This is a genomic window from Photobacterium sp. TY1-4, from assembly GCF_025398175.1.
Classification (GTDB): Bacteria; Pseudomonadota; Gammaproteobacteria; order Enterobacterales; family Vibrionaceae; genus Photobacterium.
This window is the reverse complement of the sequence record NZ_CP099735.1, coordinates 1,158,220-1,177,989: the sequence shown is the minus strand read 5'-3', so window position 1 is coordinate 1,177,989 and position 19,770 is coordinate 1,158,220. Positions and strand designations below refer to the sequence as shown.

General features: G+C 53.1%; 19 protein-coding genes. 11 read left to right on the top strand and 8 right to left on the bottom strand.

The features are described 5' to 3' along the window. Window position 1: 1 nt before the first annotated feature. Window positions 2-172 carry a XapX domain-containing protein gene (locus NH461_RS22145; protein WP_261603127.1) on the bottom strand — a complete coding sequence of 57 codons (171 nt, stop codon included), beginning with the start codon at window positions 170-172 and terminating at the stop codon, window positions 2-4. Window positions 173-790: 618 nt separating this feature from the next. Here NH461_RS22145 and NH461_RS22140 point away from each other — a divergent pair. From NH461_RS22140 to NH461_RS22110, 7 genes are all read left to right on the top strand, one after another. Then, entirely contained in the window at window positions 791-1,309 is a 519-nt protein-coding gene (locus tag NH461_RS22140; protein ID WP_261603126.1) for a porin family protein, read from the top strand. 101 nt (window positions 1,310-1,410) lie between these two features. Then, complete coding sequence (locus NH461_RS22135; protein WP_261603125.1) at window positions 1,411-1,617, top strand: DUF3283 family protein; 207 nt, start codon at window positions 1,411-1,413, stop codon at window positions 1,615-1,617. Window positions 1,618-1,920: 303 nt separating this feature from the next. After that, window positions 1,921-2,652, top strand: coding sequence for a response regulator (locus tag NH461_RS22130; protein WP_261603124.1), 732 nt, complete (start codon window positions 1,921-1,923; stop codon window positions 2,650-2,652). 60 nt (window positions 2,653-2,712) lie between these two features. Then, the gene (locus NH461_RS22125; protein ID WP_261603123.1) at window positions 2,713-4,155 is read left to right on the top strand and encodes an ATP-binding protein; all 1,443 of its coding nucleotides are present in this window, start codon (window positions 2,713-2,715) and stop codon (window positions 4,153-4,155) included. A gap of 25 nt (window positions 4,156-4,180) precedes the next feature. Continuing rightward, entirely contained in the window at window positions 4,181-5,428 is a 1,248-nt protein-coding gene (locus NH461_RS22120) for an ABC transporter substrate-binding protein (RefSeq protein WP_261603122.1), read from the top strand. A 201-nt stretch (window positions 5,429-5,629) separates the two neighbouring features. Next, complete coding sequence (locus NH461_RS22115) at window positions 5,630-6,124, top strand: SixA phosphatase family protein (protein ID WP_261603121.1); 495 nt, start codon at window positions 5,630-5,632, stop codon at window positions 6,122-6,124. A gap of 232 nt (window positions 6,125-6,356) precedes the next feature. Continuing rightward, on the top strand, window positions 6,357-7,340 hold the full coding sequence (locus tag NH461_RS22110; RefSeq protein ID WP_261603120.1) for an HD-GYP domain-containing protein: 984 nt from the start codon (window positions 6,357-6,359) through the stop codon (window positions 7,338-7,340). A gap of 104 nt (window positions 7,341-7,444) precedes the next feature. Here NH461_RS22110 and NH461_RS22105 read toward each other — a convergent pair whose 3' ends face one another. From NH461_RS22105 to NH461_RS22080, 6 genes are all read right to left on the bottom strand, one after another. Then, window positions 7,445-8,956: a lytic polysaccharide monooxygenase gene (locus tag NH461_RS22105; RefSeq protein ID WP_261603119.1), complete on the bottom strand. Its 1,512-nt coding sequence runs from the start codon at window positions 8,954-8,956 to the stop codon at window positions 7,445-7,447. 352 nt (window positions 8,957-9,308) lie between these two features. After that, window positions 9,309-9,623: a hypothetical protein gene (locus NH461_RS22100; RefSeq protein WP_261603118.1), complete on the bottom strand. Its 315-nt coding sequence runs from the start codon at window positions 9,621-9,623 to the stop codon at window positions 9,309-9,311. Between the two features lie 90 nt (window positions 9,624-9,713). Continuing rightward, window positions 9,714-10,070: a hypothetical protein gene (locus NH461_RS22095; RefSeq protein ID WP_261603117.1), complete on the bottom strand. Its 357-nt coding sequence runs from the start codon at window positions 10,068-10,070 to the stop codon at window positions 9,714-9,716. Beyond that, window positions 10,060-10,194: a hypothetical protein gene (locus NH461_RS22090; RefSeq protein ID WP_261603116.1), complete on the bottom strand. Its 135-nt coding sequence runs from the start codon at window positions 10,192-10,194 to the stop codon at window positions 10,060-10,062. Before NH461_RS22090 ends, NH461_RS22095 begins: the two co-directional genes overlap by 11 nt. Window positions 10,195-10,279: 85 nt before the next feature. Continuing rightward, window positions 10,280-10,660 carry a DUF4440 domain-containing protein gene (locus NH461_RS22085; RefSeq protein WP_261603115.1) on the bottom strand — a complete coding sequence of 127 codons (381 nt, stop codon included), beginning with the start codon at window positions 10,658-10,660 and terminating at the stop codon, window positions 10,280-10,282. Between the two features lie 24 nt (window positions 10,661-10,684). Then, on the bottom strand, window positions 10,685-11,185 hold the full coding sequence (locus tag NH461_RS22080; RefSeq protein WP_261603114.1) for a GNAT family N-acetyltransferase: 501 nt from the start codon (window positions 11,183-11,185) through the stop codon (window positions 10,685-10,687). 259 nt (window positions 11,186-11,444) lie between these two features. Here NH461_RS22080 and NH461_RS22075 point away from each other — a divergent pair, with 259 nt between their 5' ends. Together NH461_RS22075 and NH461_RS22070 are read left to right on the top strand one after the other, a co-directional pair. Then, on the top strand, window positions 11,445-12,641 hold the full coding sequence (locus tag NH461_RS22075; protein ID WP_261603113.1) for an RtcB family protein: 1,197 nt from the start codon (window positions 11,445-11,447) through the stop codon (window positions 12,639-12,641). 44 nt (window positions 12,642-12,685) lie between these two features. Next, a complete protein-coding gene (locus tag NH461_RS22070) occupies window positions 12,686-14,686 on the top strand; it encodes a Clp1/GlmU family protein (RefSeq protein ID WP_261603112.1) in 2,001 nt (666 codons plus the stop codon). A gap of 59 nt (window positions 14,687-14,745) precedes the next feature. On the opposite strand, the gene NH461_RS22065 is transcribed toward NH461_RS22070, so the two are convergent. Further along, window positions 14,746-16,257 (bottom strand): vWA domain-containing protein, encoded by a 1,512-nt coding sequence (locus tag NH461_RS22065; protein WP_261603111.1) that lies wholly within the window; start codon window positions 16,255-16,257, stop codon window positions 14,746-14,748. 356 nt (window positions 16,258-16,613) lie between these two features. On the opposite strand from NH461_RS22065, the gene NH461_RS22060 reads away from it, so the two are divergent. Together NH461_RS22060 and NH461_RS22055 are read left to right on the top strand one after the other, a co-directional pair. Continuing rightward, window positions 16,614-17,135, top strand: a complete 522-nt coding sequence (locus tag NH461_RS22060; protein ID WP_261603110.1) for a phage regulatory CII family protein — start codon at window positions 16,614-16,616, stop codon at window positions 17,133-17,135. A gap of 589 nt (window positions 17,136-17,724) precedes the next feature. Next, the gene (locus NH461_RS22055; RefSeq protein WP_261603109.1) at window positions 17,725-19,722 is read left to right on the top strand and encodes a methyl-accepting chemotaxis protein; all 1,998 of its coding nucleotides are present in this window, start codon (window positions 17,725-17,727) and stop codon (window positions 19,720-19,722) included. Window positions 19,723-19,770 lie beyond the last annotated feature (48 nt).

Here is a 19,770-nt window from a genome sequence, read left to right as displayed (position 1 = left end):
GTTAAGAGAAAAAGCGCTCAACAATGGCCTGGTAGGCAATACCGCCCAGGTAAACACCGACGATGCCCATAATGCCCGGCAGCACAGGTGGCGCTGGCAGCGGCAGTTTTACGGCTGAAAAAAACAAGCCAACAATTAAGCCTGCAAAGGTGGCAAGCAGAATTTCGTTCATGTGTTTACCCTCTAAGTGTTGCATCTTCGAATTCTCTCCGGCGAATGCGGTGGCTCTATATTGGCCCCTTGCGTCATCGCCTTGTCATGAGAGCAGTGTAAGGAAGATGCCCGGCGTATCTCGCGACATTGATCACATTTTACTTGCTGTGATGCTGAAATCTACCCATTGATAACCAAATCTGTTGAAAATGAGATGGAAACCGTTTGCTTTTTGAGCAGTGCTTCGGCGCGTGTGAAATGCAAGAATCTGGTGTTTTAGATATTTATCAGACAATTATTGATAGGGTTTGTCCATTTTTATGCATCTTGTATCACTTGATTTCCCAAAGGGAAAAGAATATCGATTTGTAATGGATTACATTTTGAGCGGGTTGTCAGGCAGCCCGATGAGCCCCGGAAACTGCACCAGAAGGCAAACCAGAACTGAAACCAGAACTGAAACCAGAACTGAAACCAGAAACGGCCCGATTCGGTCGAAGGTGCGCTTACAGGTTGAAAGTCCGTTTTTGTGGTGAACATCAACACGTTATTGACGCGCGAAACTGGTATTACGGCAAGAATTGACTAAAGATAAGAAAGACCACGGCAATCGGGCATGTTTTACAAAAGGGATGTAATGATGAAGAAACAATTGCTAGCAGCTGCGCTGGCGTTGACGGCACTTCCGGCCAGTGCAGATATTCTGGGTTTGTCGGTTGGGGCGACGGCGGGCGCGGCGCAATTAGATTACGACGGCAGAAGTGAATATGGTTACGAGTACGGCGTGAATGCCAGTTATCAACTCAACGACTTTTTCAGTGTCAATGCCGGTGTGGTTCGGGGGAGCGGTGAAGTTGAGTCTGACTTGTCGGCCTCGGATAACGATATTGACTATACCGCTGTGCCGGTCACGTTCCGTGGTGATCTCCCGCTGCTGATTGGCAGCCTGTATGCCAAGGCCGGGGCGAACTACTACGATGTCGATATTGAGCGGGATGGCCTCAAAGGCAACGATGACGGCTGGGGATTCACCGGCGGGGTCGGATTTATGTTTACACTGCTGCCATTCATCGACTTGAGCTTGGGGTATGAATATCGCGATATGGGTGAGGTGGAAAACAACGCCATCTTATTCGGTGTCGGGATCGGCCTGTAACAGGCGTGCGGCGGAGTGGTGCCTGGCGTCGGTGATCGGCTTGGTCTCCGGTTGAAAATCGGCTAGTATCCTCGCCGTGTTTTTTGGTCTGGCTTCGGGTGATGCATAATTTAACGCTGTTATCTCAAGTAGAAAAAAATCGGGTTGAGCTGGATAAACAGGCCGCCTATGCCGTCTGGCAAGTGAAGAACGCCCAGCGAGGGCCGGATGTGTTTGTTGAACTGAGCAACAACATTGCCGATGATGATGACCGCGATTTTTTTGAACGCGCGGTGGCGAAATATAAAACTCAGATGGGTGTGGCTTAACGGCCCGGCCCGACAAAAAAGCTGCCACTTCCGTTGGCAGCTTTTTTTTGCCTGTTGGTTCGGGGGCCGTTGGGCTGCACCGAAATTGACCGGACTATCAATGTTTGCCGTCAAGTGGATGATTCTGAGGTATAATGAACGCCTTTGGGTGTCTGCTCTGGTATCTTAGGTGCAACCAGCCACCGACGGGGGCTTGGTGATCAGGCACAACTTGAGCAGACACTGTGCGTCGAGAGCAAGCCGCGACGTTGAACACCGGTGATGCGGTGACAGGCGACACGTATCGGGCATAAGGAAAGTTACATGAGTACAAGCAAGAAGGTGCTGGTTGTTGATGACGATCAGGAGATCCGCGAGCTGTTGGAAGAGTATCTGACCAAAGCGGGTTTTTCCGTCACCACGGCGGCCGAAGGCGAAGAGATGAAACGCCGCCTGACGTTGGGGTATCCCGACCTGATCCTACTCGACGTCATGATGCCGGGCGACGACGGCTTTACCTTATGCCAGCATATCCGGAAAACGTCAGATGTGCCGATCATCATGTTGACTGCGGTGTCTGATGAAATGGATCAGATCATCGGCCTGGAAATCGGTGCGGATGACTACATTGCCAAACCGTTCAGCCCGCGTCAGCTCATGGCTCGGATTAAAGCGCTGCTACGCCGGGTGAAGCCGAGCAGTGAGATTCAGTTGGCGCCGACGGCCACGCCGAAAGCGATCCGCTTTGCCAACTGGCGACTGGAAACCGGTTCCCACCGCTTGTTTGATCTGGACAAGGGGACAGAGTACGAGCTGTCGGGCAGTGACTTTTCACTGTTGATGCTGTTTCTGACCCGCCCGAACGAGGTGCTGGATCGGGACACCATCTCGGTTGCGACTCGCGGACGGGAAGCCCACCCGGCGGAGCGCGGGATTGATGTGCAACTCAGCCGGCTGCGTCAACGCCTGGGCGATAAAGGGACCCAGCAGCGGCTGATCAAAACCATTCGCGGCAACGGCTATGTGTTCAACGCCGAAGTGATCTACGAAGAGTAATTGACGAAGAATAACCCCGCTCAACCCCGCAATCGTCGGTTCAGCAAGAGGCACAATACGATGAATTGGAAGAAATGGTGGCCCAAATCCTTGCTGGCCCGGACCTTGTGGTTCACCTTGCTGGCCGTATTTCTGGCACAGCTGATTGCCACCCTGATCTGGTACGGGCAAACCAAGCAGCGGGATCTGGAAGGGCTGGAATCGGCCTCGGCCAGCATGGCCAACATGTTCGCCTCTACCGTCACGTTTTTCCAGTCGCTGCCGCTGGAGTACCGCCATATTGTGCTTGATCAGCTGCGCAACATGGGCGGCACCCGGTTCTTTGTCTCGTTCAATGAAGAAGAAATCCGAATTGATCCGATCCCGGACTCGCAAATGAAAAATACCGCAGTGCGGGTATTTCAGGACGTGCTGCATGAAAAACTGCCCCGGCTGGATGTGATCCGGGTGGAATTCTCCCGTCCGGAAACGCTGCAAGTGCTGAAAAACGGGATTTTGCTCAGTGATTTACCGCGTTCCTGGGCGCACTATACCCTCAGTCTGGAGCCGTTTAATCCACCGATCCTGGTGGTCCAGCTGGAGCTGGCTGAAAATGAGTGGCTTTATATCGCCGCGCTCCTGCCGGCCCCGTATGTCACCCTTGAGGATGAAATTATTACCGGCCAGCAGATCCTGTTTCTGCTTTTCACCACCGCGTTGCTGTTGGCCTTCACCTTCTTTATGATCCGGCGACAGACCAAGCCGCTCAAGCGTCTGGCTAATGCCGCCAATGCCCTGAGTCTGGATATTTACCAGCCGCCGCTGGCCGAAGAAGGGGCCAGTGAACTGGTGACGGCCACGCGGGCTTTTAACCGGATGCAACGCCGATTGCGGCGCTACATTGATGATCGGGAGCACCTGTTCTCGGCCATTTCCCACGATCTGAAAACCCCGATCACCCGGCTTCGGCTCCGGGCGGAGCTGATCGATGATGAAGACAAGATTGACAAGTTTAACCGCGATCTCGATGAGCTGGAGATGATGGTGAAGGGGGCCTTGCAGACGGTAAAAGATACTGATTTGCATGAAAACCTGACCCGGGTGGATCTCACTGAGATGCTGCGCAGTATTGCCGAGCGCCATAACCATCCGACGGTCAAGGTGCATCTGCCGGATACGCCGATCACCCCAATGACGGGCAAGCCGTTGGCGCTGAAACGCTGCCTGAGCAACTTGATTGATAACGGGGTCAAGTACGGCCGGGAAGTGACGGTCGTTGCGTCGGATCATCCGGACGGGCTGGCACTGATTATCAAAGATCAGGGGCCGGGGATCCCGGACGAAAAACTCGAAGCGGTGTTTGAACCTTATTTCCGCCTGGCGAAAGATGGTGAAGGCCACGGCCTCGGGATGGGGATCGCCCGTAATATTATTCATGCCCATGGCGGCGATTTAACCATTCATAACGCCGAAGCGGGCGGGCTGGAAGTGAAAGTCTATATTCCGCGCCTGCTGGACGCGTAGCGCCGGATAATCCCCGGGAGAGCCGATGAAATTAAAACAGATAGTCGCTTCGCTTAGCTTGTGGCTTTGCGCTGGTGCCCCACAGGCCGGAGAAGTGGAAGTGCTGCACTGGTGGACATCCGGCGGGGAAGCCAAGTCGGTCTCGGTACTGAAAACCATGGTCGAGGCCCAGGGCCACCACTGGAAGAATTTCGCCGTGGCCGGTGGGGGCGGGGACAGCGCGATGACGGTACTGAAAACCCGGGTGGTGTCCGGGAACCCGCCGACAGCGGCGCAGATCAAAGGGCTCGAGATCCAGGAATGGGCGAAACTGGGTTTTTTGACCGATATGAATGAGGTGGCGAAGGCGGATCACTGGGATACCATTTTGCCTGATGTCGTTGCCAATCTGATGAAGTATCAGGGGAACTATGTTGCTGTTCCGGTCAATATCCACCGGGTGAACTGGCTGTGGGTTAATCCAGCGGTACTGAAGCAAGCGGGGGCCGAGGTGCCGACTACCCTGGATGAGTTCTACCAGGTGGCAGAGCAGGTCAAAGCGGCCGGTTATATTCCGCTGGCCCATGGCGGCGAACCGTGGCAGGACATCACTTTGTTTGAAGTCGTGGCGTTGGCGGTTCTCGGCGCGGAAGGATTCCAGAAAGCGCTGGTGGAACTGGATATAGACGCCCTGTCTAGCCCGAAAATGACTGAAGTGTTTACTCACTTTCGCAAGATGCGGGATTATATCGACCCACATTACCGGGGACGCAGCTGGTTTGATGCCACGGCCATGGTGATCGACGGGGAAGCCGCCATGCAACTGATGGGTGACTGGGCCAAGGGTGAGTTCGCAGCGGCGGGGAAAATCCCCGGCCGGGATTACTTATGTGTGGCCGCCCCGGGTACCCGGGGCAAGTTCACCTACAACATCGACAGCTTTGTTTTTTTCCGCCTGAGTCGCGAAGAAAACCGCCAGGCACAGACGGCGCTGGCCCGGACCATTCTGGACCCGCGTTTTCAGACTGAGTTTAATTTAAACAAAGGGTCGATTCCGGTGCGCAATGACTTGGATATGGCGCCGTTCGATCAGTGCGCGCAGAACTCTCAGGCGGCTTTCAACCTGGCTTCCGCCAATCATGGCCTGGTACCGAGCGTATCTCAGGGGATGGCGCTGACCAGCTATGTGCAAGGGGCAATTTTTGATGTCGTGAGTGATTTTTTCAATGCCAAAGATCCCGATCCGGCCAAAGCCGCACAGCGGTTAGCCCGGGCGGTAAAATCGGCACTGTAACTGTCATCTCCACCGCTGTATTCACCGGGGCATTCACCGCCGCGTGAATAGCCCCTGCAATTGCCCCTGATATCACGACACCGGGGGCGTCTCTCTTCCTTGACGTTTTTTTCCTTGCCGCTTTCTATACTTATCAGAACTTGCAGATGAGCATCATACGCTCTGCAAGGAATGCTGTGTGGGGCTGGAGGAGAGTTGAAAATGAAGCTTCTTTTTTTGGTTCGTCATGCCAAGTCCTGTTGGGAGGATCCGCTCCTGGATGATCACGACCGGCCCCTGAACGATCGTGGCCGAAAAAATGCGCCGGATATGGCGCACCGGCTCAACGTCTGGCAGACCGGGCCCCAGTTGATCCTGACCAGCTCGGCGCTCCGGGCTTTTCAAACGGCAGAGTATTTCGCCGCCGGGCTCGACAGCCGCCCGAAGCTGGAAGTGTGTCCGAAGCTGTATACCGATTCGGCAAGTGAGATACTGGCAGTGATCACAGCGGTGCCGCCGCAAATTGAATATTTGATGGTGGTCAGCCACAACCCGGCGATGAATGAGCTGGTCAATCAGCTCGGCTGCCACGCCGACAATGTCCCGACCAGTGGGGTGGTGGTGTTCGGCCTGGAGGTTGATAGCTGGCAGGCGATCAGCCGGAAACAAGTCGGTGCCATTTATTTCGATTATCCGAAACGGAAAAACCATACCTAATTAACAAAATTGCCACGAACATTTTTAAATACCGAACGCACTGACTACAATTGCACATAAATTATGTGGTTTATGATAAAAACCGAATTTTTGGTCAGTCACGGTTGGAGAGACAGGGGCGATGCTCAGGGACACAGTGAGGCAGTTGCACAGGGAATTGATTAGCACAGGGCTAGAGGGGTTACACCGTATCTCTGTCGCCCTGGTAGATGAAACTTACCTCAGAACTTATGTGGACTCGACGGAAGGGATCCAGCCGCTCAGACACCACTGTATCCCGTTAGCCAAATCGCCTTCGCTGAGTGAGCTGGTTCGGCAGAAGAAAACCCGGATTGTGGATGATTATTCCAGCTACCTGTGTCGTCACAGCGGAAAGGCCAATGCCTGGTTGCGGGACAGCAATCTGAATTCCTCGTATACCATCCCGATCTTTTTTCAGAACAACTTTCTCGGGTTTATCTTTTTTAACTCTTGTAACAAGGCGTTCTTTAATCCGCTGACGGTGAAAGTGCTTGATGATGCAGTGACCGCGCTGCGGGAAACCATCATTCACGAACGCTCGCAGTTCGACAGTATTGTGTCGCTGAGTAAGTTTTCGGAGAAAGCATCGCAAATTCGCGATGAATGTACCGCCATGCACTGCGCCCGACTGACCACCCTGACCCGGATTATCGCCAGCCACGTGGCCCGTTACCATGCGCTGACGGATCGGGAGATTTATTACCTGATCAAGTTCTCTCCGCTGCATGATATCGGCAAAATCGGAATTGCCGATCAGGTACTACTCAAGCCCGGTCGGCTGACAAGTGAGGAATATTCGGCGATCAAGCGGCATGTCGAATATGGGCTGGCGATGGTGGATGCCGCCTGTGATGGCATCATCAAGCAGCACGAAGCGTATCAGATGATCCAGCGGATGATTGGTGAGCATCATGAAATGCTCGATGGCAGCGGGTATCCGAATGGGCTGAAAGGGGAAGAAATCAGTCTCTTTGCCCGTATCGTGACGGTGTCGGATATTTTTGATGCCCTGACCAGCGAGCGGCCGTATAAACAAGCCTGGTCGGTCGAGCAGGCGTTGACCGAGCTTCAGGTGATGGTCGACAATGGCAAATTGGATCCGCTGTGCGTTGAAGCGTTGCAGCACTATTTTGACCAACCGGACGCCCATCGGCGATTTGCCCTGTTTCGCGAAGAAGCCACGATGCTTGCTTAACTTGTTCCGAGCTCACGATCTTTACAGGTTGAAATATCAGCCGCTGGCATCGTGCCAGCGGCTTTTTTCACTCTGAACGAGCGGTGAATGAGGCTGGTTGCGACTTAACGCCATACCCCCCATTCGCCCGTTGTGCCCGGCTCTTCACCGCGCGTCCACCATTGCGCCGTCCATGTTTTGCCGTGGTGGGTCACGACATCATGGGCAGTGTAGGTTTCTGTTGCCTGCCAGGCATTCGTATCTACCGGCGGTTCAACGGGATCTACAGGCTCAACCGGCCCGACTGGTGTTGTAGAAGCCGGCTCGACCACGAATGAATACACGGCTTCATCCGCAGCATGGTCATTGCTGACGACCAGCTTGAATGTGAGCTCTTGGCGCGTCTCCGGCAACTGCCCGGTTTTGATGATCAGCTCATGATTCGAGCCGATATTGGTTTGTACCGGCGTTCCGCTGGTTTGTAGCCAGGTGATGTCCATCGCTTCGCCATTGCTGTGCTCCGGCGTCAGCACCACATAGTCGCCGTGCTCAACCTGCGCCTGGCTGATGGCTTTCAGGACTTTCGGCGAGATCACGGCATCGACCGGGCTGGTTTCAGTGGTAATCGAAAACTCACCGGAGAAAAGTCCGTCTGTTGAATTGAAGTAATTGCCATACAGATCATCTTTGAAATACATGTAATGGCTCATGGCCTCATGCCAACGACCGATGAACACCTGACCCTGATGATTCGCTTCATACCAACCATTGACTTGTGAGGCCAGCAGGCGGTCCCAGTCGTGCTGGTTCTCGGCGGTAATCACCAGCGAGAACGAGGCATGTTCTTCGCCGTATGCGTTGAAGACCGTGTAGTGAACGGTATCGCCCACTGTCGCCGAATTTAAGGAGAACGGGGTCGGAATAAAGGGATTGCCCTGGATCAGGTTCGGCTCAACTGGCTCAGGTGTTGGCTCCACCGGTGGGGTGATTTGGCTATTTTTAATGACGATGTCGCTACAGTTGTAAAAGCCTTCCCCGACCACATCGACACGCTGCCAGCGCACAAACAGCGTTGCATTGCCGACACGATCGGCAGGAATGGTCACGTTCATGCGGTACTTACCGCCGTTCACTGGCACGTTGCCTGCTTCATGAATGAGCTCTAAATCGCTCCAGGCCAGTGCCTGGGAGAGATCCGCGCCCGGTTTGGTTAAGTAGAACTGCCAGAACGATGGGTTATGGGGGGCGGTTGCATTGAAGACATACTCGAATGTCCCGGCATTGAGTTCTGTACGGGTCCAGCCGTCATGCGGCGCACCCATGCCTTTTTTCTGTGCATCGTTGGCATAACACAGGGTGCCGTCCGGGATTGCATTTCGGACGGCTTGCATATTGTTGTAGTCGGGAATGTTGATGGAATATTCATTCCGTTGAATAAACGGATAGGATCCGGAAATGGTTTTGGCTTGCGCACATGCAGGGTTGGGTGGCGTACTATCCCAAAGGCCACCTTGGTTGTAGCAGATTTGCTGTCTGGCTTCAGGGTATTCCGACCATCCGTGCGCCTGTGCCTGGGCACTGAAGAGGATGAAAGAAATGGATGACGCGGCAAGTGTGAGTGTGGATTTCCAAAACATAAGTGGACCCTTATTTATTCAATGGACTATTGATATTTATATTTATGCAGTATTGAAGCAGGATATTATATTCACTATTTCAATAAGGCGGTTGTGATTGAAAATAGTAGCAATGAAAAATTATTGATTGAGTAGAATGTTTAAATTATGGGATGAATCTCTAAATCCCTTGTCCAGTGGTATTTATGTATTCCTATTGGGAATATTTGCATGTTTTATATTCGGAGTCTTGGCGGGAAACACAGAGTGGTCATCATGATATGAATGACTTAATTTGAACGCTGATGCTGCTGGCCATTTCTTGTCCAACAGCATCAGCGATTATCCAGAGAAATACTGGATTAGACAGGTGTTAATCATTAAATCTTTTGCATTTAATACAGACGAATGCTTTGGCTGTACGGAGGTTTTTAGCACCACATTGATTACAAAACCTGACGGCGAGCGCTGATGCCAGGGTTGCAAACCCAATCATGACATAAAAAGAAGGTGAGATTTCTCCTTGGAACAGCCTAATCATGACGGTAAAGTTAACGGCGTTAATGACTGTGATGATGGGCCAGAATTTATTCTTTTTCTGTGGGCTGTCAGATAAAATTAGCGGTAAATTGGTCACGATGGCGATGACATAAAACCAAATCGGGAGTTGTGTGAAAAAGTCAAACATAAAAAACCTCAATTTTAATCATGTTCTTGTGGAATTCGTTGTTGTCTCGTGAAGGCGATTTAATATTGCCGTTTGTTTGAAAGAGTACGGTTAATTCGCCGCACGCACATCATTTATCTTTAACCAGAATGCCGCCTGGCAGCGATTGGCAAAGCTCTTTTTTCTCGGCCGAATCGGCAAGTGTTGCAGGTTGGCGGTGATTTCATAGGTGATCCAACACTCAGTACAGACGTCTTCAGATACACCTTCAGAGAACGTATCCGGATGATCCCATTCTTGTCGCGTGGCTAAGGTGACCCCATTACTGAAGGTCACGATATGCTCGACAGCGTTTATAATGACGCCGTCCTCTTCACATTGGTGCTGGGTGGATTGATGCTCAACGATAGCCACCTTGGTTTCTTTCCCTTGGAGCGCGGAAACATAAGTTGAAAGGTTATTCATCATCTTGTTCGCTTTGTGGTTTCCAGTAGTCAGACATGATTTCTTCAGACCAGCGATCATCAATTGCTTCAGTTCTGGTCGACAGAACGTGACCGATTGGGGATATGGTGATGGTGCTATTTTTCATCGATTGACTCACGCCTCCTGAATATTGATATTTGAGTAAATTCTTTTGTGCTTTATGGGGGGGTGCTGAAGGCAAGCTGCCAAACTCATGTGATTGTTTGAAGTTGAAATTCGGCGCAGGGGGTTCCCTGATGATACTTGAGTTGCCATTTTTCACCGTCGAATGACCAAATCGATGAGCGTTTGGCGAAATGACAGGCATTGCCGGCGTCATCGACCCATGCTGATTTGTAGAGTAGTAAAAAGATGTGCTCTTCCAGTTTCATCGCTTCAAAGTCCTGCGAATGAATATAGCCATTAGAGGGGTGTTCAGAGGCCATCATGTCGAGAATCGCTGTAAAATCAAAACTCGTTCCGGAACGGCCGATTTCCCGGAAATCGGGATGGATCAATCGCGTGACTTCAGCCATGTTCTGGCGAATGTCAAATTGATGCAAAGCGATTTCTTGTTCGATTAATAAATCCATGTGTTTTCCCTTTTGTATCTGAATTCAGGCTTCTCTGTCGAAACAGGAAAAAACGTCATTCCGGTGACGTTTACCCTCAAGATGAAAATGAAGCTCACCCACCCACTGAAAATCGAGTTGGTGATAAAACTGAATGGCAGCTTCGTTATTCACCCAAACGGATAACCAAAATGGCACGCAGCATAAACACTCGATTTTCTGGAGTCGTTTCCGTCCGATGCCTTGCCCCTGAAAGTGTCGGGATATATACAACGTGGCCACTTCATAACTATAACGTTCAGACTGTTCGAAACGAGAAGATAAATCCACCATGATAAAACCAACCAGGTGGTTCTCTGCTTGATACACGATGATCTCAATGACATCTTGATTCAAGAGCTGAGAAAAATGACTTTCGGTAAAGGTTGATAACACATACTGAGATAACTGCGTCCGCAGGCCCTGAACCGTATAAGTATCCAGCCACACTTGCAGTGACAGCGCCGCCAGATTAACACAATCCCGCTGCTCGGCTTTTCTGATCATTGATATGCTCCTGAGGCCACCGCTGAGCTATTCATATCCCATACCCCATAACTCATGTCGGCATATCATAGGCTTAAAGGCGTTTGATTTCATTCGGTTCGCTCATCATTATGCGACCGTAGTAATCGGGGGGGTGGGGGGAACGTCATGGATGGGATGTAGGCGGGCGGTGAAGGTCGGTGTGAGTATGCGCGCTCAGCGCTGGTGAGGTGCGTATACTCAAGAGAGGCCAATGCCCGTTCTTGTGGAGGCATGTTCCATGCCGGTATCTACCTTCTATCCGCCGCAAGGCAAGCAGTTGCATCCGGTCAAAGTCTGGACCGATGATCTGGATGATCAGACTGCCTTACAACTTAAACATACGGCGTCCTTACCCTTTATTTATCATCATGTTGCCGGGATGGCGGATGTGCATCTCGGCAAAGGGGCCACCATCGGTAGCGTGATTTGTACCGTCAGGGCGATTATTCCGGCAGCCGTCGGGGTGGATATCGGCTGTGGGATCAATGCGGTGCGCCTGTCGCTGACCGCGGCTGATTTGCCGGACAGCTGTCGTATTCTGCGTCAGGAGCTGGAATCGGTGATCCCGCTCGGGCCGGGCCAGGAGCATCCGCGGCCCCGGATCCGTGGGGATTCTCCCCTGGCTGTCCAGCTTGAGTCGATCTTTCAGTCCAATCCTGAGTTGCGGAAAATGGTGAAACCCGGCCGCTGGGCTTACCAGGCCGGGACGTTAGGCGGCGGCAATCATTTTTTTGAGCTCTGTCTGGATGAAGCCGACGATCTCTGGGTGATGCTCCACTCGGGCAGCCGGGGGATCGGCAATGCAATAGGCCGATATTTTATTACCCAGGCCAAGCGCGACATGGAACGCCATCATCTTCATCTGCCCGATGCGGACTTGGCGTATTTCGAGGAAGGGGCTCGCGACTACCAACCGTATGTGGAAGCGGTGAGCTGGGCGCAAGCCTATGCCTGGGTGAACCGGACGCTGATGATGGATGCGGCCTTGAAACGAATGGCGCGGTTGTTGCCCCCCTTTACCGTGACTCAGGAAGCGATCAACTGCCATCACAACTATATTGAACGCGAGATCCATTTCGGTCGCGAGGTCTGGGTGACCCGCAAAGGGGCCATTCGGGCCGGGGTGGGCGATCTCGGGGTGATCCCCGGCAGTATGGGCACCAACTCTTACGTGGTGCGCGGGCTCGGCAATCCGGACGCTTTCTGTAGCTGCAGCCATGGGGCTGGGCGTCGGATGTCGCGGACCCAGGCGAAAAAATTGCACACCGTTAGCGACCTCAAAGCCCAGACCGCCGGGATTGAGTGTCGCAAAGACAAGGGCGTGATTGACGAAATTCCTTCGGCATACAAAGACATTGATACGGTAATGGCCAATCAGCGTGATTTGGTCGAGATTGTCCATACCCTGCGGCAGATTGTGAACATCAAAGGTTAAGTATACTTAACAGATTGAGGCATCACAGGACCGCTGGGGGGAACATGGAGGCGCTGACGACGAGGTTTGCGTATCACGCGGGTGTTGCGTTGCTGTATGAAAAGCTGCTGCACAAAGCTGAACGTGTGTTGATCTTCGGCCCGACCGGGGCCGGGAAGAGCACGCTGGCAGCCGAGCTGGCCCGGCGCTTGTCGGCTGCCGGTCAGGGATGTCTGTGCCTGAGCGCGGACCCCGGAACGCCGAGTTTTGGGATCCCGGCGGCAGTCAATCTGGGGCAGTGGCGTCTGGAGAACAGCCACCAGGGGGACTGGCAGTTGCTTGCATTTGAAGCCCTCTGCAGCCTCGATGCCGCCCGTTTTCGCCTGCCGCTGTCGGAAGCCGTCGGACAATTGATGCAGCAGGTTCCGGACGATTGCCCGTGTTTGATTGATGCGCCGGGGATGATCCAGGGGGTTGCCGCTGCGGAAATGTTGCAAACGCTGGTGGCCCGTACCGCGGCGTCCCGGTTGGTGGTATTGGCTGAGCGTGAACAGGTGGCGGAACTGGCGTCGGTGATTTCCGCGCTTCCGTGCCCGGTGTGCTGGTTGTCGCCGTCATCGCTGGCTCGACTGCCCCTGCGCAGTGAGCGACTGGATTGGCGGACCCGGTTATGGCAGTGCTATCTGGCCCGTGCGGTTGAGTATGAGTTGCCGTGGCAGGCGCTGGTATTGCTGGGAACACCGCCGCTGCGCGCTGAGCCTGAGTGCTGGCCGGGGATGCTGGTACAACTCAGGGATCCTCAAGGTGGATCGGTGATGGGGGAGGTGGTGGCGCTGACGCCCCGGGGGATCCGACTGCGCAGCCCGCAGGGCGCGTCGATACCGCCGTCTTTGTTGCCACTGCGTGGGCCAATCCAGCTGCTGATCCGCGATGCCAGGCATTTGCCCGGGCACAAGCTGCGAACCGTCCGTCAACCACGTTCTCCCCAAACATCCCCGCCTGCTCGCAAACCATCCTTAGTGTATGCCCACCGCACCAAAGTGGTGGATCGCAGTCCGCCGATCACGCAACGGGATATGACTGCTGAGCTGGTCAACGGTCTGTTTGAAGATCCGCTGTTGTTGATCAAAACCCACTGGAGTCGTCGCTGCATCCTGTTTGATTTAGGCAATACGATCCGTTTACCGATGCGCCATAGCCATCATGTCAGCCATATTTTTATTACCCATGCGCATTTTGACCATATCGGCGGGTTTATGGGGTTGTTGCGGGTCCGGCTCGGCTCACCGTCACCCTGCAAGCTGTTTGGACCGCCCGGCCTGGCGCTGCATGTGGCCGGGATGCTGAGCGGGATTTTATGGGATCGTATCGGGGAGAACGGGCCGGAGTTTGAGGTGGCTGAGTTGCATGGGCTGACGTTGCGATGCTATCGGCTGAAAGCGGGTTTCCGGACCATTGATGTGCTCCCGGAGCGCATGGTTCATCAGGGGATCATTCATCAGGAAGCTAGGTTTTTGATCCGGGCGGTCGAGCTGGATCACGGGACCCCCGTGCTTGCCTATGCTTATGAGCCGGTCGAATCGATCCGGATTTCCGAACAGGCGTTGCAGGCTTTGCCGTATCCGCCGGATCGCTGGCTGGGCAAACTCAAGCATTGTTATCTGGCCGGTGAGCTGGATGATGTGATCACTTTGCCCAACGGAGAGACGTGTGTGGTCAGTACCTTGGCCGCACAACTGATCGAAAAGCAGGCCGGGAAGAAGCTGGTTTACGCGACTGATCTGGCTGATACTCCCGAGAACCGACGTAAGCTGATCACCCTGGCCCGTGATGCCGATACGCTGATCTGCGAAGCGGCATTTGCGCATCAGGATCGCTGGCGCGGGCGCAATAACGGTCACCTGACGACGACGGCCTGCGGGGAAATTGCCGTGGCTGCGAATGTGAGTCAATTGGTGCCGTTTCATTTCTCACGGCGTTATGAAGGCGATCCGGAAGCCATGTACCGGGAGGTGGAGGCGATCTTCCCCCATGTGGTCCGGGCCGGTCCCGGCTTGTCGCCCTGAACCCTGCCCACCGGTGTGGCGGGCAGGGCGCAGTTGTTGAGTACGGTCCGGGCGCGCAATCAGTTCAGGGTCACTTCCCGCTCCACGACTTCGCCGTTCAGCGTCAAGATCATTTTAATGACATCCTGGCTCTTGACCGGTTGGGTTAAGTTGGCCAAATAGTTAAACTTCACTGTGGTTTGCAGGGCAGAATACACGCCGGCGATATTCTGAACATCGGTAATGTGCTTGAAGCTACCGCCGGTTTGCTCTGAGATCTGCATTAAATCCTGGGTATAGGCGTCATTGCTGATAGCAATACTGTGAACCGGCAGGTTCATTGATTTGGCTTTCGTGATCAGGCCGTCAAGATCGTTAAACCCGGCATCGCCGTCAGTCATCACGAACACGGAGTTGACATCACCCGTGGCCTGCTTGGTGGTATCGAGCGCGACATGAATTGAATCTTCAAGCTCAGTTCCGCCTCCCCAAGGATAGTTTTCAAGAATGGCGTGAACGTTATCGGTTCGGTCGGCATGTTTGGTATCGAACACTCTTTCTTCCCACATCGGCACGTGCATGTTGTAAAAATCGATTGCAAAGTGAAGCGCGGCTTTATCTTTCATAAAGCCGGAGTCACTGTAATTGATGGTGGTCTCTAGTCCGTTCTCGTCCTGAAAATTGTACCCATCCAGGAGTGTTTTATTGATGAGATTAACATCCAAACTGAACGGGATCACTGCCACTTCATCTTCGGTATTTTTTTCCATCATAAACTGATGTGCTGCCAGCGCTGTCAGGCGAAAGCGGTTGTAGGTGACGTGATTACTGTCAGTGACGGGATCGCCCTGCTCGTCATATACTTTCCCAGACATTGAACCACTGGCATCGAGGGTCATCACGATACTGTTGCTGACTTGCAGCTGATCGGCGGTGTTGAGGGAGACGATCGGGTTCTCGTTGGCATTGACCAGGATCTGGAACGCGCCTTTCGCCACCTGGATCACTGCTTTGCCGGACTGGCTGTCGGTGATCGAGAATGCGAGGGTGTCATCATCGATTTTCTGGATCCCGCTGATCACATAGCTGGCATTTTTGGCAATGGTTGAAGCCACGGTATCGTTCGGCTGATCGGCAACTTGCACGAAGTTCTGGGCATTGGCTTCGAGGGTTTTGAAGTTGTCGGAGGTGGCGACCAGTTTGGAGTTCTCAAAGGCTGTGTTTTCGCCTTCAACTTCCAGCGAGAACTGGCCACAGGTATCAGTTGTTGTGGTTTCGCTGAAGACCGCATCATTGTTGGCGACCAACGAGATTGAAGCATTACTGAGCGGATAGTAGCCGGTGGGCACATTCGGACAAGGGGTATCCGTCGCTTGGGTGGTAAAGCCGTGGGTTGCACTGAATAGCGCTTTTTGTGTCGTGGCCTGAACCGGTTCCGGCGTCACCAGCGTCCCGCTGAATGTGGTTTTGGCGGGGGTTGGATCCGGCGTTTGTCCGGGGCCTGTTTTTGATTCACCGGAGGAGTTGCTGCTATTACAGCCACTTAATAAAGCGGCAGCAAGCACGGTTAGTGAAAAGAGTTCCTTCTTCATTGTGTCACCCAATCATTGTTTTGTTTGTGTAAAGATCCATCAAAAGGGTGGTCATTTGAGCATGATTGCATATGTGTGGTGAATCATATGTGCATAAAAATGCCACGTCTATTCAATCATTAAAATTTTGATGCAGATTTGCTTGACATGTTGCAACTTAGTGCACATTCGGGAGGGGAGAATCACAGCGGCGTGCATGAAATTCGGGATGTCTCTCATGTTTTTCTGATACCGATAAGGTATCTATGTTGATGAATTCATCAGTTGGATTGGTTTTCTGGAGCAGTATCACGGTTTTTCTGGATGTTTATCGGTATTCCCCCATGATTGCCCCACCTTTGTAACCCCTGAACCTCATGGCAACCCGAATGGACAAAGATGCGTTATTGACTGGTTTTTCACGCTCCCTTCATCTCCAGAGCAAGGAATTCGGCATTGAGAAGCTGTTCAATGAAGTCAAAGCGATGAGCGGTAAAAACATTAGCTCACGGACATTTTCCAATAAAATCAACCCGGCTCAGGCGGGCCACCAACTCACCTTGCAAGAATTCATGCTGACGGTGAAAGTGCTGCAACAAGAAGAGCGCCATGTGTTCATTCTGGATGAAATGCTGAAGCTTTTTGGCCTGAAATGTGAGCGGAGCGAGATTGACGAGGAGCATGAAGTCACTTACCGCAATGTGCTTAATGCCTGGATGAACTGGGATAAAGAGCGTGGCGAGGTGCAGCAAGAGATTCGGGCTGCGCTGTCAGATGGCAAAGTTAGCGCCAATGAGCTGGAAGAAATTAAAAAAGAAATGAGCCAGGATATCGACGCCATGATTAAATTACGCGATATGCTGGAATTTGCCTGTGAAAACCGAATTAACATTACATAAATTGCCTGAGTTTCAATTTATCGATTGAATTATGGTGCGGCGCTGGAGCGTGCGATTCAGAATAAGAAGGAGGTCACCCAGAGTGACCTCCTTTTTATTTATCCCTAGCGTTGACGATGTCTTTGCTGACCTTCGAGTGCACGGACGCCATTTGATTTTGTATTTTTGGTTAAACGTCCAGGCGCTACAGCGTTAGATCTTAATCCGTTCACCACATTCCTGACAGCGATGGACTTCTTTATAAATCATTCGTTGCCAAATGGTCCGTTTGATCCGCTGTAGACGCTTATGCTCACACTGCATCCCTTATCCCCTTATTATTTTGGTTATGGCTGTGATTCAACGGGGAAGTCTTTCTGCCCCGCCGCCTTGTTGATATTTATATTATTTTGGCTGGGGTGAATGCTACGTGAACGAGATTGGCCGTTTCACATTGATGGAATCAATGATTTGGTTGCATATGTTGGTGATGGCGTATCAAGGAGTGGTTGATCACCATTTGGAGAGAACAATCGGCGTTTGTTGTTTATTCCCTGGTTTATTAACACTATATTAATCTTTCTGTGGTGTAACAACGGACTGACTGCCCATGACATTTTCTATTGCCAGAAAACTCAGGATGAGTTTTTTGTTGATCATCGCGCTGTTTATCGGCGCTGCCGTGATCCTCTATCAGCAAATCGGCCAGGTCGAGCGGAGTGCCCGCTCTTTGCTTCATGATGATTTACCGACGGTCGAAGTCAGCCGTTCGTTGCAGCAATCCGTCCAGGCGTCGCTGTTGACACTGCGTGCCTATATGTTGCTCGATGGTGCCGGGGAAGAAGCACAGGCTTTAACCCGGCAGATGAACGGGATTTTCACACAGGTCGAACAGCAACTGGAAGCGTTGAGCCCGCTGGTGAGCGATGCGCAATCTCGGCAACTCAACGACGTTTGGCTGACATTGAAGGCCAGCGAGCAGGCGATTGTTGCCATCAGCCACAGCGAAGAGAATTTACCGGCGCATGCCCTGATGCAAAATGAAGCGGCACCGATCGCGGAAGTGGCCCTGGATCAATTGCAAAGCCTGATCAATGAAGAAGTGACCAATTCCGAAGGGGGTGAGCGGAAACGGCTGATGAAGTTGTATGCCGACAGCTACACGTCACTCTCAAATGCGCTGGGCGTGCTGCGCGATTATTTGTTTGATGGCCAGGCGGCACGGCTGGAGAAATACCAGGAGCTGATGACGCGTCATCAACAGGCCGTGGCTGAGATCCAACGCAAGCAACATAGCTTAAGCAGCAGTGATCAGGGGTTATGGCAACTGTTTGAAGAAATGCAGCAGCTGTATCTGCCGCTGGCGGAGCAAGTGATTACGTTGCGTCAGTCACCGCAGTGGAATCGGGCGAACGATATGATGGCGCAACAAACAGCTCCGGCTGCGGCAACGCTGGCTGAGATCCTTGATGGCGTGGTCTCTGCACGGCAAGCACAGGCCCAACAGGACGGCGTGGCGGTCGGTGAGAACATGGCGCAAATCACCATGACCTTGATCGCGGTCGTGCTGGTGGCCGCAACGAGTGCTTTGCTCGTGGCGACCTGGCTGGGCCGTCATATCGGTACCCGTTTGTCACGGGTGGTCAAACGGGCCGATGAAATCTCTCACGGTGATTTTTCCGGACAGCCGCTGGCCGAAGAAGGCCGCGATGAAATTGCGGCCTTGGTAACTGCGGTGAACCGAATGACAGCTTCCCTGTCGTCCCTGGTGACCGGGGTGAGCGAGAAAGCGGCCGGGGTTGACCTCAGCATGGATCAACTGCTGGTGAATAACAGCGGTACGGCCGGCGAGGCGGTGAAACAGGCGGAGAAAGTCAGTTCGATGGCTGCGGCAATCGAGGAAATGTCGGTCACGGCGGATGAGACGGCCCGGCATACCCAAACGGCTGCTGCGGATTTGCAACAAGCCGTGTCATTACTCACTGATGGTGAGCAGGCGTTGGCACGAAACCGGCAAACGGTGGCAGAGCTGAATACCCTGATCGGCCAGGCCAGCAGTATGGTGGAGCACCTCAGCGCGGAAAGCGATCGCATCGAGCGGGTGACGGAAGTGATCGAAAACCTTGCCGGGCAAACCAATTTGCTGGCATTGAATGCGGCGATTGAAGCAGCCCGGGCCGGTGAGCAGGGGCGTGGGTTTGCGGTGGTGGCTGATGAAGTGCGACTGTTGGCGCAGCGCACCACCGATTCAACCACGGAGATTAACGCCATTGTTCAGGCGATTCAGGGGTCGACCCGTCAGGTGGTGTCGGTGATCGAGACCAGCCAGACCCTGGTCGGGACCGGCACTGAGCACACCGTCGCCGCTGGCGAGACGTTGCAGGCGACGATTCGCTCGATGGATGACGTGGCGGAGAAAGTTCGCAATATGGCCGTGGCGACAGAGCAGCAGTCGGAAGTGGCCGCGTCGCTGGCAAGTCTGGTGCATGAGCTGTCCGGCTCGGCCAGCGATGTTTCCGGTCACTGCGACTCAGCGCGTCAGCGTGCTGAAACGATTAAAGCCCAGGTGGACGATCTGAATCAGGCCATGCAGAAGTTCGCGGTATAGTCATTCGGGATCCCGAGCGCACGCCGCCGGTACCCGGCGGCTCAACAA

Coding starts and splice junctions, on each gene's coding strand:
- NH461_RS22145 (WP_261603127.1), bottom strand. CDS start 172: ATGAACGAAATTCTGCTTGCCACCTTTGCAGGCTTAATTGTTGGCTTG.
- NH461_RS22140 (WP_261603126.1), top strand. CDS start 791: ATGATGAAGAAACAATTGCTAGCAGCTGCGCTGGCGTTGACGGCACTT.
- NH461_RS22135 (WP_261603125.1), top strand. CDS start 1,411: ATGCATAATTTAACGCTGTTATCTCAAGTAGAAAAAAATCGGGTTGAG.
- NH461_RS22130 (WP_261603124.1), top strand. CDS start 1,921: ATGAGTACAAGCAAGAAGGTGCTGGTTGTTGATGACGATCAGGAGATC.
- NH461_RS22125 (WP_261603123.1), top strand. CDS start 2,713: ATGAATTGGAAGAAATGGTGGCCCAAATCCTTGCTGGCCCGGACCTTG.
- NH461_RS22120 (WP_261603122.1), top strand. CDS start 4,181: ATGAAATTAAAACAGATAGTCGCTTCGCTTAGCTTGTGGCTTTGCGCT.
- NH461_RS22115 (WP_261603121.1), top strand. CDS start 5,630: ATGAAGCTTCTTTTTTTGGTTCGTCATGCCAAGTCCTGTTGGGAGGAT.
- NH461_RS22105 (WP_261603119.1), bottom strand. CDS start 8,956: ATGTTTTGGAAATCCACACTCACACTTGCCGCGTCATCCATTTCTTTC.
- NH461_RS22100 (WP_261603118.1), bottom strand. CDS start 9,623: ATGTTTGACTTTTTCACACAACTCCCGATTTGGTTTTATGTCATCGCC.
- NH461_RS22095 (WP_261603117.1), bottom strand. CDS start 10,070: ATGATGAATAACCTTTCAACTTATGTTTCCGCGCTCCAAGGGAAAGAA.
- NH461_RS22090 (WP_261603116.1), bottom strand. CDS start 10,194: ATGAAAAATAGCACCATCACCATATCCCCAATCGGTCACGTTCTGTCG.
- NH461_RS22085 (WP_261603115.1), bottom strand. CDS start 10,660: ATGGATTTATTAATCGAACAAGAAATCGCTTTGCATCAATTTGACATT.
- NH461_RS22080 (WP_261603114.1), bottom strand. CDS start 11,185: ATGATCAGAAAAGCCGAGCAGCGGGATTGTGTTAATCTGGCGGCGCTG.
- NH461_RS22075 (WP_261603113.1), top strand. CDS start 11,445: ATGCCGGTATCTACCTTCTATCCGCCGCAAGGCAAGCAGTTGCATCCG.
- NH461_RS22070 (WP_261603112.1), top strand. CDS start 12,686: ATGGAGGCGCTGACGACGAGGTTTGCGTATCACGCGGGTGTTGCGTTG.
- NH461_RS22065 (WP_261603111.1), bottom strand. CDS start 16,257: ATGAAGAAGGAACTCTTTTCACTAACCGTGCTTGCTGCCGCTTTATTA.
- NH461_RS22060 (WP_261603110.1), top strand. CDS start 16,614: ATGGCAACCCGAATGGACAAAGATGCGTTATTGACTGGTTTTTCACGC.
- NH461_RS22055 (WP_261603109.1), top strand. CDS start 17,725: ATGACATTTTCTATTGCCAGAAAACTCAGGATGAGTTTTTTGTTGATC.